This is a genomic window from Microcoleus sp. (genome assembly GCF_049646505.1).
Classification (GTDB): Bacteria; Cyanobacteriota; Cyanobacteriia; order Cyanobacteriales; family Microcoleaceae; genus Microcoleus.
Genome location: NZ_JBARVX010000131.1, coordinates 1 through 16,043 on the forward strand (window position 1 = coordinate 1; position 16,043 = coordinate 16,043).

The 16,043-nt window shown below is 45.9% G+C and carries 15 protein-coding genes; 8 read left to right on the forward strand and 7 right to left on the reverse strand.

The window, feature by feature from the left end:
- Positions 1–47 precede the first annotated feature (47 nt).
- The gene (locus WBA89_RS07665; RefSeq protein ID WP_424405300.1) at positions 48–650 is read left to right on the forward strand and encodes a 2OG-Fe(II) oxygenase; all 603 of its coding nucleotides are present in this window, start codon (positions 48–50) and stop codon (positions 648–650) included.
- On the opposite strand, the gene WBA89_RS07670 is transcribed toward WBA89_RS07665, so the two are convergent.
- Positions 594–827 carry a hypothetical protein gene (locus WBA89_RS07670; protein WP_424405302.1) on the reverse strand — a complete coding sequence of 78 codons (234 nt, stop codon included), beginning with the start codon at positions 825–827 and terminating at the stop codon, positions 594–596. The genes WBA89_RS07665 and WBA89_RS07670 overlap by 57 nt on opposite strands.
- Before the next feature lie 492 nt (positions 828–1,319).
- Between WBA89_RS07670 and WBA89_RS07675 the strand changes: the two genes are divergently transcribed.
- Entirely contained in the window at positions 1,320–3,494 is a 2,175-nt protein-coding gene (locus WBA89_RS07675) for a glutamine synthetase III (protein ID WP_424405304.1), read from the forward strand.
- Between the two features lie 240 nt (positions 3,495–3,734).
- Here the strand turns inward: WBA89_RS07675 and WBA89_RS07680 are convergent, their stop codons facing one another.
- The 5 genes from WBA89_RS07680 to WBA89_RS07700 form a co-directional block, all read right to left on the reverse strand.
- Positions 3,735–5,153 (reverse strand): cation:proton antiporter, encoded by a 1,419-nt coding sequence (locus WBA89_RS07680; protein ID WP_424405306.1) that lies wholly within the window; start codon positions 5,151–5,153, stop codon positions 3,735–3,737.
- 103 nt (positions 5,154–5,256) lie between these two features.
- Entirely contained in the window at positions 5,257–6,030 is a 774-nt protein-coding gene (gene hisA / locus WBA89_RS07685) for a 1-(5-phosphoribosyl)-5-[(5-phosphoribosylamino)methylideneamino]imidazole-4-carboxamide isomerase (RefSeq protein ID WP_424405326.1), read from the reverse strand.
- Positions 6,031–6,166: 136 nt separating this feature from the next.
- Positions 6,167–6,847, reverse strand: coding sequence for a TIGR02117 family protein (locus WBA89_RS07690; RefSeq protein WP_424405308.1), 681 nt, complete (start codon positions 6,845–6,847; stop codon positions 6,167–6,169).
- Between the two features lie 14 nt (positions 6,848–6,861).
- Positions 6,862–8,064, reverse strand: a complete 1,203-nt coding sequence (locus WBA89_RS07695; protein ID WP_424405310.1) for a glycoside hydrolase family 10 protein — start codon at positions 8,062–8,064, stop codon at positions 6,862–6,864.
- 117 nt (positions 8,065–8,181) lie between these two features.
- Positions 8,182–9,624, reverse strand: coding sequence for an amidohydrolase (locus tag WBA89_RS07700; protein ID WP_424405312.1), 1,443 nt, complete (start codon positions 9,622–9,624; stop codon positions 8,182–8,184).
- Between the two features lie 238 nt (positions 9,625–9,862).
- Here WBA89_RS07700 and WBA89_RS07705 point away from each other — a divergent pair, with 238 nt between their 5' ends.
- The 3 genes from WBA89_RS07705 to WBA89_RS07715 all read left to right on the forward strand — a co-directional run bounded on the left by WBA89_RS07705 (position 9,863) and on the right by WBA89_RS07715 (position 11,865).
- Positions 9,863–10,633: a cysteine hydrolase family protein gene (locus WBA89_RS07705; RefSeq protein WP_424405314.1), complete on the forward strand. Its 771-nt coding sequence runs from the start codon at positions 9,863–9,865 to the stop codon at positions 10,631–10,633.
- 343 nt (positions 10,634–10,976) lie between these two features.
- Positions 10,977–11,414 (forward strand): cupin domain-containing protein, encoded by a 438-nt coding sequence (locus tag WBA89_RS07710; protein WP_424405328.1) that lies wholly within the window; start codon positions 10,977–10,979, stop codon positions 11,412–11,414.
- 103 nt (positions 11,415–11,517) lie between these two features.
- The gene (locus WBA89_RS07715; protein ID WP_424405316.1) at positions 11,518–11,865 is read left to right on the forward strand and encodes a DUF952 domain-containing protein; all 348 of its coding nucleotides are present in this window, start codon (positions 11,518–11,520) and stop codon (positions 11,863–11,865) included.
- A 175-nt stretch (positions 11,866–12,040) separates the two neighbouring features.
- Here the strand turns inward: WBA89_RS07715 and WBA89_RS07720 are convergent, their stop codons facing one another.
- Positions 12,041–13,297, reverse strand: coding sequence for a CCA tRNA nucleotidyltransferase (locus WBA89_RS07720; protein WP_424405318.1), 1,257 nt, complete (start codon positions 13,295–13,297; stop codon positions 12,041–12,043).
- Positions 13,298–13,405: 108 nt separating this feature from the next.
- Here WBA89_RS07720 and WBA89_RS07725 point away from each other — a divergent pair, with 108 nt between their 5' ends.
- The 3 genes from WBA89_RS07725 to tsaB all read left to right on the forward strand — a co-directional run.
- The gene (locus WBA89_RS07725) at positions 13,406–13,654 is read left to right on the forward strand and encodes a Ycf34 family protein (protein WP_424405320.1); all 249 of its coding nucleotides are present in this window, start codon (positions 13,406–13,408) and stop codon (positions 13,652–13,654) included.
- A gap of 313 nt (positions 13,655–13,967) precedes the next feature.
- Entirely contained in the window at positions 13,968–15,677 is a 1,710-nt protein-coding gene (locus tag WBA89_RS07730; protein ID WP_424405322.1) for a protein kinase domain-containing protein, read from the forward strand.
- Positions 15,678–15,679: 2 nt separating this feature from the next.
- Positions 15,680–16,043: tRNA (adenosine(37)-N6)-threonylcarbamoyltransferase complex dimerization subunit type 1 TsaB (gene tsaB, locus WBA89_RS07735; protein ID WP_424405324.1), on the forward strand; the 364-nt coding region annotated here is incomplete at its 3' end.

Sequence of the window (16,043 nt, forward strand, 5' to 3'; positions counted from 1 at the left end):
CATTCCTATCCGCTGTTTCCGTTAAACTTTGATGATTTTTAAGCGCCTTGAAATACTATAGCCAACATCCTAACGCTTTCTCGATCGACTATCTCAACGACTTGCGAGGCTCAATTCTAGCATCCCCGTATCTGGCAATCAACAACCTCAACCGCGATTTCATTGGCACAAAAGGCTTTTCAGTGGTGTTTAAGCGTTCCGAAATTGCCGAAGTAGAGCGGCGCTTCCCCTTCTTCAAACCCTATCTAGACAGAGCATTAAACCCTGAATGCAACGCTTTTTATCTCAATCCCCTGCTGCTGGCTGAAGGTTCCCGCGTCGATCCGCATATCGATCGATCTTTGCGATCGTACTGCAAAACCGTCGAACCTCCCGCAGCCGTCAGCGTTTTGTACGTACAAGTACCGCCAAACTTGCAAGGAGGAGAATTGATACTGCGGCGCAACAAACAGCAAGTCGGACAGATTAAGCCGCAAGCCAATTCGCTGATCTATTTTCAAGGAGATTTGACTCACTCTGTCAACGCCGTTAAAAGTAGCGGAAGTCGTTTAAGTTTGGTTTGCGAACAGTACAGTTTGAGCGCCGCAGAATTGTCAGATATTCCCGGATTTACGGTGGAATCTAGGGCCGCGAAAGCCAAGAGTAAGTAAATTAGCCACAATAACCCACTGCTGGCGCACCCTACAACTGCTGCGATCGCCCGCCGTTTCAGTAGAAAGGCCTCCTGTCAAACTCAACTCCTGCGGTTGCGCGCGATCGGGCGATCGACCATTCCGCAAAAAAAAGTAACATTCTGTAGCCTGTGCTACATTAATTAAGTTAATCATTGCTTACACTCTCCAAATGTAGGTTGTGTAGTCTCCATAATTCCCCAAAACAATAAACGAGTGCGTTGTTTGCTGGGCTGCGATTTATCGATCGTCGAACCGTTAAAAACCATAAGTAGTTTTGACCAGAATTAATCGGAATTGACTCGCACAAAATTTTTGAGCTTACCAGGGTTAAAATGAGCTACTAAATCTGTGCAGCGACCACATCTATGATGTTAACTAAAGTTAGTACAGCCTCTTGCCATCTATTTTATTGCTAAGAACTGAAATCCCACCGCATCTATCGAACACCGGATTCTCAGCAACACAGAAAGCGAAGTTATTGCGCCTCGCTCATCCAATTCTTCATATCCTGCCAAAAAAGGCATTCTCCAAAAAATTAGCCTTGACCAAAAATGTTAGTAAATCTAACAGATTCATCAACGGTTAGACTTGCGCTAACCACTATTTTTCACAACTACTGCTCCCCCAATCCCAATAAAAATAACCATGAGTGGAAACCAATCGCGCGTTCAAGCAATTTCTCAAATCGTCAACCGCAAACTGACCCCGCCCAAGCCTCTCAAGCGGTTAGAAGATATGTGGGCAACAGACGTTTTTAGTCTGAGCCAAATGCAAGCAAGACTGCCCAAAAATATTTTCAAATCAGTAAAAAACACCATTCAAACCGGGCAAACCCTCGATCCTTCCGTAGCTGATGTAGTTGCAGTAGCAATGAAAGATTGGGCTATTTCCAAAGGAGCCCTGTACTACGCCCACGTATTTTACCCGCTAACCAACAGCACCGCCGAAAAACACGACGGTTTCATCTCAGTCCAAAGCGACGGCTCCGTCATCTCAGAATTTGCAGGTAAACTTTTAGTACAAGGCGAACCCGACGGTTCCTCCTTTCCCAACGGCGGCATTCGCTCCACCGACGCCGCTCGCGGATACACAGCCTGGGATGTCACCAGCCCCGCCTATGTCATGGAAACAGACAACGGCATGACTTTGTGCATTCCCACTGTTTTCATCTCTTGGACAGGTGAAGCCCTAGACAAAAAAACCCCGCTTTTGCGCTCCATCGGCGCCATGAACAAAGCAGCAACCAGAGTCTTAAAACTGTTAGGAAACACCGAAGTTGCACCCGTAAATTCCAGTTGCGGTTGCGAACAAGAATACTTTCTCATAGATTCCAACTTCGGCCACAGCCGCCCAGACTTGCTGCTAGCAGGCCGCACCCTCTTTGGCAAACCTCCCGCCAAAGGTCAGCAATTTGACGACCACTATTTTGGAGCCATCCCAGAGCGCGTTCAAGTCTTCATGCAGGAAGTAGAAGAAAGAATGTACCGCCTGGGAATTCCGGCCAAAACCCGCCACAACGAAGTAGCACCCGGTCAGTTTGAAATTGCACCAGTTTTTGAAGCAGCAAACGTCGCCAGCGACCACCAACAATTAACCATGACAATTCTCCGCAACACAGCGAAGAAACACGGTTTTATGTGCTTGCTGCACGAGAAGCCCTTCGCGGGAATCAACGGTTCCGGCAAACACGTCAACTGGTCAGTCGGTAACGCCACCCAAGGCAACTTATTAGACCCCGGCGATACACCGCACTCTAACATACAATTCCTAGTATTCTGCGGCGCTGTGATTCGCGGCGTTCACAAATACGGCCCCTTGTTGCGCGCCGTAGTTGCAACTGCCAGCAACGACCACCGTTTGGGTGCCAACGAAGCTCCACCAGCGATTATCTCCGTCTATTTAGGTTCGCAATTAGAAGATATCTTCGAGCAAATTAGCAAGGGCGGAGTTAAAGGTTCTCAAGATCGCGGAATCATGAATTTAGGCGTAGAAACACTGCCTACTTTTCTAAAAGATGCCGGCGACAGAAACCGGACTTCACCCTTTGCCTTTACGGGAAACCGCTTTGAATTCCGTGCCGTAGGTTCCGGTCAATCTGTTTCCGGCCCGCTGGTGGCAATGAATACTATTCTTGCAGATTCTTTGGACTGGGTTGCTAACAAATTAGAAAGCGATTTGGCTAACGGAACTGAACTGAATGCTGCCATCCAAACACTTCTGAAAGAAGTGATGGACGAGCACGGCGCAGTGATATTTGGCGGTAACGGCTATTCAGAAAAATGGCACAAAATGGCTGTTGAAGAACGGGGTTTAGCCAACTTGCGGACTACGGCAGATGCTTTGTCGGCGTTGAAGGAAGGATACGTTGAGGACTTGTTTGAAAAGACAGGTGTTCTAACTCCGGTTGAACTAGAAAGCCGTTATGATGTGTATGCAGAGCAGTATTTGCTGGCAATAGAAGTCGAAGCAAAACTGGTACTGAGCATGACAAAAACTCTGATTTATCCGGCAGCGGTGAGCTATTTGTCCGATCTTTCTAACACGATTTATAAGTTGAAAGAAATTGGCATTGAATTGGAAAAGGCAACTGCCGAAAAAGTAGCTGCTCTGGTTAAGTCAATGATGGATACTGCGAGCAAGTTGAGTGATGCTTTGAGCAAGCACGATTTTGCTACAACAGACGAGCATATGCAGTACGCTTCGCAAACAATTCGCCCTTTGATGGATGAGGTTCGGCAGTATGCTGATGCTTTGGAAGCTGAAGTGGCTGATGATTTGTGGCCGCTGCCTACTTATCAAGAAATGCTGTTTGTTAAGTAATCGCAAATTGAGTTAATTTCTGTAGGGACACGGCAGTGCCGTGTCCTTATTTGTTTCGGTAAATTGCAGGTTAGATTTGTTGCATCATTGCTAGAAACCCGGTTTCTTGCTAAATATGCCGCTAGGCAACCTAGATTTTTTGAGAAACCGGGTTTCTTGAACAGAATCAGTTATCCGGCGATAACTGTAAACAAACCCGTTTCTGGGGTGTACTTGATGCACCTGGAATCTGCTGTCATATCACCCGCTAATCGCAGTTTTCTCGCTGGAAGGTTCCCCGCTAGCAGGAGGCTCTACCGTATCGCCAAAGGCAATCCGCAGAAAAGGCGGCGCTAAAAATGTCGTCAGAATCACCATGATAATAATCGACACTTCCAGCGGTTTATCCAAAGCCCCGCTAGCCGAACCGATACCGGCAAAAACTAACCCGACTTCGCCCCGAGGAATCATCCCAACTCCGATCGCCAATCGATTGATTCCAGGCTGACCGAACACCGCCCAACCAGTGATCAACTTGCCAAAAATCGCCACTACAATCAAAAACAGGGCAATCAAAAGTCCCGCCCGATTCTCCGGCACTGTTGGGTTCAAAACGCCCAAATCGGCGCGCGCTCCCACCGTCACAAAAAAGATGGGTACAAACAAATCAGCGACGGGTTTAATCAACTCATCCAACTCGTTGCGGGCATCGCTTTCATCTAGCACTAAACCAGCCGCAAATGCACCCAAAATCGCTTCGAGATGAATTGCGTTGCCGATAAAAGCCATGAAAAAAGCAAAGATAAATGCCGGGATAACGATATTACCGCGAGTTTTGAGTTTCTCCACCGCTGCGGTAAAGCTTTTGTTAAAGATGCCGCCCAACAGAATTGAACCGAGCAGAAATGTAGTTGCACCGACGATCAGATAGATGACATTAACAACATCAATTTCACCAGTTTTTGCTAAACTGGCGACCACTGCCAAGACAATAATTCCCAGCACGTCGTCAATTACTGCAGCCCCAACAATGATTTGACCTTCTTTTGATTTGAGCCTTCCCAATTCAGACAACACTTTCGAGGTAATTCCGATGCTGGTTGCCGTCAAAGCAGCCCCGGCAAAAATTGCCGGAATCGCCGCCGTGTGAAAAATTATCATCAAGCCCGCAGTACCGGCAACAAAGGGAACTGCTACGCCGACAACAGCGACAAAGGTGGCTTGAATTCCTACTTCTTTGAGTTGTCTGAGATCCGACTCCAAACCTATTTCAAACAGTAGAATAATCACCCCCAATTCAGCCAGCACAGAAACGATCTCGCTCTGCGATTCAAACACGCTGGTGACGGAGGCAGGGGACATAGGATTTATCGACTGCAAAACAGTCATAATTCCTGAGTTGGATGCTGACAGTCCGCCTTCGGGAAAAACGATCAGGTTCAAAGCGGATACGCCAACAATCACCCCTGCTACAAGTTCACCCAAAACTGGTGGAAGATTAAACTTCATAGCCGCTTCCGCGCCTAATTTACTGGCAAGATAAATCACTACCAAACTGAGCAGAACTCCGCTCAAAACGAGCGGCGAATTTTCGGAATCGACTGTTGCTAACAAAGGTATGGGAGCAGTTAAAGATGCTATCCCAGAACTTAAAGCTGTAATTGTTGGGTTAAGAAACATGGTACAATGATGATAAGAAAGACATTCAAATCAGATAATTCTAGATGCACGCAAACTTAATATTTCCGGTTTTTTAAAGGCTGGCGGCACCGGATTTAGATGGTCAAGCAAAACTGGAAGAGCCCAAATCTGGCGGAACATCTTGCCACCGGCCTTGTCCGACAGCTTGAATTGCTTCTTTTAGCAAGATATCACCGGTATAAATTGCTCTACCGACGATCGCGCTTTTGACACCAATTGGTTCCAAAGCCAATAATGTCAATAAATCTGCGATCGAACTAACGCCGCCCGAAGCAATCACCGGAATCGAAATAGCGTTAGCAATTTCGCGCAAAGATTCCAAGTTCGGCCCTTCCATAGTACCATCTCGGTGAATATCGGTGTAAATAATTTCTGCTGCCCCCAATTCGGCCATTTTTTGCGCCAATTCTGTCGCTAAAACTTCGGAAGTTTCGATCCAGCCTCTAGTCGCAACTTTACCGTTTCTGGCATCGATTCCCACCAGAATTTGACCGGGAAATTCGGCGCACAATTCGCCTACTAATTCCGGTTGTTCGACGGCGACAGTGCCGAGAATGGCGCGCCGGACGCCTAAATTGAGGATAGCAGCAACAGAAGCGCGATCGCGCATTCCGCCGCCTACTTGACAGGGAACGTCTGCGGCGCGGACGATGGCTTCAATGGCTGCTTGGTTGACGGGATGACCGGCTTTGGCCCCGTCGAGGTCTACCAAATGCAGCATTGTCGCGCCTTGATTTACCCACTGTCTGGCGACTTCTACGGGATTGTCGTTAAAAGTTTGAGACTTGGCGTAGTCTCCCTGATACAATCTGACGCATTTTCCGTCCAATAGGTCGATCGCTGGAATTACATTCATGATTTGGGAATTGGGAATTGGGAATTGGGAATTGGGCATCGGGAATTGGTAATCGGTTATTCGTTATTGCCAGCCCCAAGCGAGTAACAAATAACAAATAACAAATAACAAATAACAACCAACAAATGACTAATGACTAATGACTTCTACATTCGCAACCGCTGTTTAAATGAAACATAATCGATGACGGTAGAGTTGACCACAAAGGAGTATTTACCTCAGCTTTTTGCAAACCTTCTGCCGTCCAATCGTTGCAAGTTTTCAAAATATAGTAACTGTCTCTTGCTTCATAAAAACTGCTGCTGTTGCCGTAGCCGTAGCCAATTTTTATTTTATTACCTTTTGCGTCTAATTGGAATGTGTTTTTAAGATAATCTACCATTTTCAGATAATTCGATCCACTAATAGCAACACATTTTGTTTCTGTATTTTCCGGCAAACCTCGATAACCTTGAACCTGCACAGTAGACGGAGTAGGCAAAATCAGCGCCTTCAAACCTGTAACTAAATTGATACTTCCCGAACTAGGATTTTCCAGCATAAAAGCTCTATCTCCCCAGCCAAAAGACAAATATTTAAAATCAGAAGTGGTATCTCGCCCTATTTCTGTTAGCGGTAAAAATTGATTCCAGTCAAAATATTGATTTTTAACTGGAACAATGATTTCGGTGTGGATGCCTTCGTTAGAAATGTAGAGAGAGATTGTGCAATCTGCTTGCGAGTAATTTCCCCACTTTCTGGGAGTTAGATAGCCAATTGTTAGGACAGCGGTAAAAGATAAGATGACAATTCCTAAGCGCTTTATGATTTTTCTCATTTTAACCGTTAGTTTCAAATTCTGCCTTCGGATGGCGGGCGCTGCATCTTTGTGGGAAATAATTCTTGCAATGCCGAAATGCGCTGTTCGGGGGTTTCGCTGGCCCAATTCGACAAGCTTTCGTAGAAAAAGAAGGAAACGCCTGCAAAATTTCTTTTTCGCACTTCTTGCACTTGCTCTTGAATTAGTTTCAGCGGAATTGAATTATTTTTCAATCCTGTTAAAATGCCGATCGCAGTTGGAATGTGCGTTTTAGCTAATTGGAGTTCTTCCCGTTCCAATTCGGCGTTGAAACGCTTGATATCCCTGCGATAAACCTGTACTATAAGTTCTTGGATATAGCCGCGTCTTTCCCAGGTAAACCAGTCCTGCAAGTGGGCTGGTAAAGCAAAGTGCAGGGGGTTGGGAGATAAGCTGACAATACATTTTTGTTTGCGGGATTTGATAGCGCGGGAAATTCGTCCCATAAAGTCGTTGATTTTGTCGGCGCGCCATCGCACCCAGAAGGTTTCGCGGGGGTCATTGGAAGGAGGGCTTTTGATTTGTTCCTGATACATTGACACTGTTAGCGGTTCGTAGCCAAATTCTACTGGCAAACCGAAATGGTCGTCAAATTGAATGCCATCTATATCGTAATTATCGACAATTTCTAGGATTAAATCTAAGATAAATTGCTGGACTTCGGCATGAAAAGGATTCAGCCACACTCGATCGTGGGTGCCTTCTTTCCAAATAGTTGAACCGTCGCTCCGCTTCGCCAACCAGTCGGGGTGCAGTCTGGCTAATTCTGATTCGGCGGGTGCCATGAAACCAAATTCAAACCAAGGAATTACTGCTATATTTTTTTGGTGCGATTGTGCTATAATTTCTTTGAGAATGTCTCGATCTTTCAATCCGGGTGATGGATCGATCGACTGTCCGAATACTCGTTGGGCTGCAGCGCTGGGATAAAGCGTGTAGCCTCCTTGCCAAACCGTGGGATAGATGGTGTTAAAGTTGAGTGTTTCCAGTCGATTTACGGCGTCGATGATGCTGTGGCGCGAGAAAATAACGTCGCTGTCAATATTAGTCAGCCAGACGCCGCGCAATTCGGTTGTTGGGGTTTTGGGCGGGGTTTGAGCCTCCATTCGGGGGGAGAAAACGGCGGTGGAGGTAAGGGCGATCGCAAAAACAACTATTAAAGCCAGTATCCGCTGCCATTTGTGCAGTTTAATCATCAATTTTTCTCAAACACCACAGTAGTTTAACATCATACTGTCAGGTGCGCCGGGCCGCGCACCTGACAATTACTTTTCAACCCGCGTCGGCTGGTGAAAGTTTGTCTGGGATCGGTTTCAATCGCCGATCGGCAATTTCATCACTTGGCGATAGTGCGCTTCAATCTCGCCTACCACAGGCGATTGACGCTTGCTGCTCCACTGGCTGCGATCGAATAATTCCCGCCTCAAAGCATCAACATCGATCGTTTTCACCTTACCTTCGCCAACAATTTGTTTGCCGTTTACCCAAACGCTGTCTACCGCATTAGTCGGGCGGCCCAAAATTAGCAAGCCGATCGGGTCGGTGCGCGGCAACAATGATAAACTGGTTAAATCGTACAGCACAAAATCGGCTTTTTTACCGACTGTCAGCGAACCCATTTCATCGGCAACATTCAAGCCTTTTGCTCCTCCCAGCGATGCCATTTCTACAGACTGGCGCGGTGTAATCCAGTGGCGGTAATCCAAATCCGTGACGTTGTGCAAAATCGAACCAATTTTAATTGCTTCCAGCAAATCTTGAGAATCGTTGCTAGCAGCGCCGTCGCAGCCAAAGGATACGTTGACTCCCGCTTGGCGGTATTTCAAAATCGGTGCGATGCCGCTTCCCAAGCGCAAATTGCTGAGGGGATTGTGTACAACTGTCGCTCCAGTTTCTAGCATAATCGCAATGTCGGAATCCTCCAGCCACACGCAGTGCGCTAAGGAAGTTCGCGGACTCAAATAACCAATTTTTTGCAGGTGTTGGACGGCGCTGCAACCGTATTTTTCATCAGCTAACTGTTTTTGAGCGGAGGTTTCCAAGAGGTGGGCGTGGCGGCAAAGATTGTAGCGATCGCTCAATTCGATGCAGCCTTCAAATAAATCGTCGGAACACAGTTGAATTCCGGTCGGTGCTAACAATATATTAACACCTTTTTCGGGATTGTGAAACTGTTTAATGGCTGATTCCATTAATTCCAAAGTTGCCTTTGCCGATCGAATGTAAGCCGCGTGTTCGAGCCCGCCGTCGCCCGCCGGCATTCCCGCAGTCAGGGACTGATCTTGAATTAACGGCCCGATAAAAGCGCGGATGCCGATTTCTTGATAAGCGCGAACTGCGGCGGCGATCGTCTCTAATTCTTGCCCCGGAATTAACACTAAATGATCGACGACACTCGTACCGCCGGATAGCAAAGTTTCTACCGCTGTTCCCAAGGCGCTTAAATAAATTTGTTCTGGTTCTAGGGGGGTAAAATCGTACAATTGGGCAAGCCACAATTCCAGAGGTAAAGGAGGAATAATTCCCCGCTGCCACATTTCAGAAGAGTGTGTGTGCGCGTTAACAAAACCGGGCAGCAGCAGCTTATTTTTGCCGTCAATTATTGTTTCACCCTGCCTGCTGCTTTGGTAGGGGGAGGAATTAGAGGGGGGGTTATTGGGGGCGATCGCACTTATGCAGTTATCCACCACTCGCACGTCTGCACTTTCATAACCGTTCTCAACTGAAATCAAAGCATTTTGGATTGTAAAGCTCACAGATTTACCCTTTTTGTAAATTTACCTCTATTTATATTTTATGATTTAATCTCCTTTAATCTCGTAATCTCGTTCCCAGGCTCTGCCTCTTAACGCATATCTGGAGGCTCTCTCTGCTTTTCGCGTGCTTTACTGGAGGCAGAGCCTCCTACAAGGCATTCCCCGGCTTTGCCGGGGAACGAGCAAATATAAAAAATTAGTCATGTAAAATAATAATTGTTTTTGAGCTGCGATCGCAATGAATTATGATTCTCTCCGCACCTTGGGCGTACCGCCGAATGCTTGGAAAGTTGATGCCAAAATTGCCGACATCACCCGCCCGCAAATTGACCCGCAAATTGTTACCCTAGAAACAGAAACTAAAACCCTGCGTGTGGATTTAGCCAAAGCTGCAATGTTGGTGATAGATATGCAAAACGATTTTTGTCACCCCGACGGTTGGCTAGCACATATTGGCGTAGATGTAACGCCAGCGAGAAGTCCAATTAATCCTTTACAAAATTTACTGCCAAAATTGCGATCGCGCGCCATCCCAATTATTTGGATAAACTGGGGAAACCGCCCCGATTTGATGAATATTAGTGCAGCTTCCCGCCACGTTTACAATCCCACGGGCGACGGCGTAGGCTTGGGAGATCCGCTGCCAACAAACGGCGCACCGGTATTGATGGCAGGCAGTTGGGCGGCAGCAGTTGTTGATGAATTGGCACAAAAACCGGAGGATATTTGCATTGATAAATATCGGATGAGTGGCTTTTGGGATACTCCTTTAGATAGTATATTGCGAAATTTAGGAAAAACTACACTTTTGTTTGGAGGAGTCAACGCAGATCAGTGCGTGATGGCAACTTTACAAGATGCGAATTTTCTCAATTACGACTGTCTTTTAGTCAAAGATTGTACCGCTACTACATCTCCAGAGTATTGCTGGCAAGCTACTCTTTATAATGTCAAACAGTGTTTTGGATTTGTGTCAGATTCTCAAGCTATATTAGAGGCAATTAAATAACAGTCAGTAGTCATTAGTCAGTAGTCAGTAGTCATTAGTCAGTAGTCATTAGTCAGTAGTCATTAGTCAGTAGTCATTGGGAATTGGGCATTGGGCATTGGGCATTGAGAATCGGATCAAAAAGCATTGGGCTTCTATAGCATTGTTATTTGTCTGATGTTATTTGTGAGTGGCCATCAATAACTAATAACTAATAACTAATAACCAATAACCAACAACCAATAACTAATAATTACTGACTAATAACCAACAACCAATAACTAACAACTAATGACTGATGACCAATGACTAATGACTAATGACTTCAGCCACAACTAACAATAAAAAAATGACAAACCAGTGCATGATTCCGGTTATGAAGTCTCCGAAAGACTACCAAGCATTTCGCATCAGCCCGGGCGATACTAATAGATTAGCGATTGTCTTCGATCCGGTAATAGCTAATGTTTCATTAACAGTTTGTGTCGAAATCTTCGATGCGGGCGGCAAAACTCCTCCCAACCGCCATCAATTTGCAGTAGAAATGTTTTTTGTACTCAAAGGAACAGGGGAAGCAACCTGCGACGGCAAAACAGTTAATATTAAACCGGGAGATAGTTTGTTAGTGCCTCCAACAGGGACTCACGTAATTGAGAATACGGGCAGCGAACGTTTGTATACTTTGTGCATCATGGTGCCGAATGAGGATTTTGTGGAACTGATTCGCAGCGGTACGCCAGTGGAACTCGACGAGGAAGATATGAGAGTTCTGGGGCGATCGGATGTACTCGTATCGTGCTAGGTTTGTAGTAAGGACTTTATTCCTTTAATTTCGTTTCTAGGTAGAGCCTTGGAACACATATCTAGATGCTCTGCCTAGCTTGTTTTTTTTAGGTAAAAAAAATATGACCGTTATATTTCACATCACTCACAGCCAACAATGGGAAGCAGCAAAGCAGCTTAAATCCTATCGCGGAGATACGCTAGATACTGAAGGATTTATTCACTGTTCGACTCTGCCGCAAGTAACTCGAACAGCTAATAAATTTTTTGCGGGAAAAACAGGATTGTTGCTGCTGTCCGTTGACTCAGACAAAGTGCAAGCTGAAATTAAATATGAAGAAGCTGCTGGAGAGTTGTTCCCGCACATTTACGGGCCGCTGAATGTTGATGCTGTGGTGAAAGTTGTTGAGTTTGCGGCGGGGAAAGATGGCAAGTTTGAATTGCCGGAAGAGTTAAGGGATGTTGTTTGAGATGCACATTTTGCATTGTTTACTAAGTTTTTAGGGCGGGCTAGAAGCCCACTCCACAAGAAGAGATTTTATCTTTTTAGGGCGGGCTAGAAGCCCAACCCCTACTCCCCACAAGAAATTTTATCTTTTGTGGAACGGGCCGAAGAGCCCGTTCTGATTGCTGCAATATATCAATTTAAACTGACTGATTAACCAACTCTGCGGCTAATTTCAAGGCATCTTCGCGAGTCGCAATTTTCCCTTCTACCCGCGCTAACTGAATCTCTAATAAAAATTGACCGATGCGCGGACTTCTGGGAATATTCAAAGATTCCATTAATTCATTGCCGTTAACTAATTGTGTCGGATGGGCAATAATATCATCAGCATCGAGATAGCGATTAATTAATAGCGAAATTTCATCAACCGCAACTCCGGCTGCTGCGGCCAAAACTGCTAAGACTGGAAATGCTATTCCCACATCCCGAAACAAGAAATACTGTTCTCGCAAGGACATTTCCGAAATTGGTGTTGCTTGCAATTTGGGCAAGTATTTCAAAAGCTCGATCGCACTTTTAATCTCTGCATTGCTGTACTTCAACCGCAGCAACTCTGTTTCAGCGATTGTCGGGTCAGAATTTGCCAAAATAGCCAACTTCCCAACGGCTAACAACGGCGTTTTAATTGTATCTCGAATCGATCGCCCGAATTCCTTCCCCAACTCTGGATAAATTGCCGCCAAATCCGCAGCACACAAGTCAATTTTTGTCAAGATATCGAAACGGTCGATCGCACTTTCAAACCAAATCGAAAACAAACCATCTTCGCAACCGCGACAAATCCAAGGAATACCATCAGGATTGCTCAACAAATAACCCAATTCCGTCCGCACCCGTTCCACCGCTACCCGACTCAACAGCGCAGCCAATTCCCGAATTGCAGATTGAGTTGCAGGTTCGATCGCAAAACCCAACTGCGCGGCTTGGCGGTAAGCTCTTAATAACCTCAGCGGATCGTCTGCTAAATTCGATCGCGAAATCATCCGCAGCAAACCCAACCGCAAATCAGTTTGACCGTCTAAAGGATCGATAATTTCTCCAGTAAAAGGATTGCAGGCGATCGCATTAATCCGAAAATCCCGGCGCAGCAAATCCGCCTCCAGACTCCCCCCCAAAGCCTCCGCAAAATCCGCCGTACCGCCCGCAAACACCACCCGCGCAATCTGTCGTTGGGCATCCAACAAGACAAATCCAGCTTTCGTGCGATCGGCAATTTTTCGAGCAGTCTTCACCGCCCGTGCTAGCATAACGAAATCTAAATCAAAATATGGCGATCGGCGTCCCAGCAGCGCATCCCGCACCGCACCGCCCACCAAATAAACAGGCGGTGTCAGCAGTTCCAAAGCAAAAGGCCAAGTCTCAGGAGATAACGCAGGTGGCAAATTAATCGGCATCGCAACAAAAATCTACTTTCCTTACAAACAATTAAACTCTTGCTACGCTAGATTAACAGAAAGCTCAAAATTCACCAATCTTTTTGAAATGCACAGAGGATATCAAGAATGTGTATTTGTATTAACTGCCACTATGTAGACCGCTGCTTCACCTACCACGCCGTAGAAACCCAGCACGAACAGCTTCACCTCACCGAAACACCCGATTTCGACCCCGTAGAACCCACAATCAACGTCAACATCCGCCCCCGCCAAAATGAAATAGAAATGGAATGGGATGTAGTCGGCTGTCAGAGTTTCAAGCAAGAAACCGGCAAATGGGCTGCGTTGCGGCCGGGGGAACTCGTACCGACTTAAGGAAGAAGTCATTAGTCATTAGTCATTAGTCATTAGTCATTAGTCATTAGTCATTAGTCAGTAGGGGCGGTGGATGGTGCGGGCCCGCCCTCAAGCGTCATTAGTCATTAGTCATTAGTCAGTAGGGGCGGTGGATGGTGCGGGCCCGCCCTCAAGCGTCATTAGTTATTAATTATTTTTTGGTTGTTATTTGTTGTTTTTTCTAGTTTTTTTGTGAGTAATTGGGGATAACAACCAATAACCAATTCCCCATTCCCGATGCCCAATTCCCAATTCCCCATTCCCCAATTCCCAATCTAAAATCTAAAATCAAATGAGCTATTGCTTAAACCCAACTTGTCACAACCCGCAAAACCTCGGTGATGCAGAATTGTGCCAAAGTTGCGGCTCAAAATTGTTGTTAACTAACGAAAACTCGCCATCAGCATCTCGCTACCGTACCATAAAGGCGATCGGACAAGGAGGCTTTGGCAGAACATTTCTAGCAGTTGATGAAACCAAACCCCTGACTTTTTCGCAGTGCGTAATCAAGCAATTTTTCCCGCAAAATACCGCAGCCGCCAAAGCCGCTCAACTATTTCACCAAGAAGCAGCCCAGCTACAAACCTTGGGAAAACATCCCCAAATACCCGAATTAATCGCACATTTTGAACAAGACGGCAGACAGTATTTAGTACAAGAATTTATAGACGGCAAAAACCTAGCCAGAGAATTAGAACAAAAAGGAGCATTCACCGAAGCTCAAATTCGGCAAATCCTCAACGATTTATTGCCAGTGCTCCACTTCGTCCACAAATCCAAAGTCATTCACCGCGATATCAAACCAGAAAATATCATTCGCCGCCGCCTATCTCCAACTCCTTTACCAGCCTTAGAAAATTCCTATCAACCCTCTCCTTTCCAAAAAGATATAGTTTTAGTAGACTTTGGTGCAGCCAAGAAAGTAACAGCAACAGGCTTGCCGCAAACAGGTACAATTATCGGCAGCGCTGCTTATACAGCCCCAGAACAATTGATGGGAAAAGCAGTTTTTGCCAGCGATATTTACAGTTTGGGCGTTACCTGCATTCACTTGCTGACTGAAATTCCTCCCTTCGATTTGTTCGACAGCACAGAGGATTCTTGGGCTTGGCGAAATTATTTGAAGAGTGCTGTTAGCGACGATTTCGGCCGCATCCTCGACACCATGCTTCAAAGTGCCACCAACCGACGCTACAGCTCAGCATCAGCAGTGCTCCGGCATTTGAACCCCAAACCGGTGTATTTAGAGGCTCCCCCTGTGTTAGACGCGCCGGAAACGCCCGCAGAACGGGTGCTTGCACCTGCCCCAGGCGTGTCGCTTTTCACTCGCCAAGAGCAAGCCGAAATTCAGCAAGCTTTGCAAGAGGATCTCGCCCCGTACAATGTTACAATCCAACTCAGTCAAGCCAAACAAAAGCTAAATATCGTCATCAACAGAACCGAAGACAACCCCGTTTACTATCCGCACTTATCCCAAATAATTGCCACCAGACTCACCAGTTTGCAATTAAATAAAGTCGCAGCAGTTAAGCTGTTGGGAAGAGTCAACAATTCTCGCGTTCCCGAATGGAAGCAAGTATTGCAAATCGATCCCAAAATTAAATTGAAAAACAAAATTGTGCTGCTGCAACACAATCAATTAATCAAGAAAATCGCCCCTGTCGCTACCCAAGAATTTTGGCTGCCGAAGTTTAAAACTCAGGTTTTTTGGATAGATACGCTAATGTTTGCCTTAGTTTGGTTTATCTTTGGCTCTCAAATAGTCATTTTAAATTCTGGGTTCGCGCTAATAGTTGCATCCGGTTTTATGGCGGTCAAACATCAAGTTTCCCAAAATAAAGACTTTGCGAATAACAATTTATTTGCCAGTTTAGTAGTGCTATTTTTAATTGCTGGCGGCATGGGTAATTCAAGAATTTTAAATACGGGAATATTTGGCGTTCTTTTGGGTTGCTTGGTTGTCGCTTTGCCGCTGTTTTTTGTTAAGGAAAATTATCAGTAATCGTGAATAGCAATCCCCCAGACGGAACATCAGTTAAAAAATACGGCTTAGCCCTGCATACGGCAACTCCAGAATTAGGTTTAGCAATCAGCAATTTTTCCGGCGATTCTCGCTGCCAAAGTTGGAATTTGGGGCGCAGTTTAGCAACGGATTTGCACCAGCATTTAGTAGACTTTATTCAGCCGCAAAATTGGGCTGATTTGGCTTTTATTGCTGTAGCAAAAGGGCCCGGAGGTTTCACGGGGACTCGCATGGGTATGGTGACGGCGCGGACTTTGGCTCAACAGTTGGAGATTCCGGTTTTTGCGATTTCAACTTTGGCGGCTGTCGCTTGGGCGGAACCCCCCCAACCCCCCCTTAGTAAGG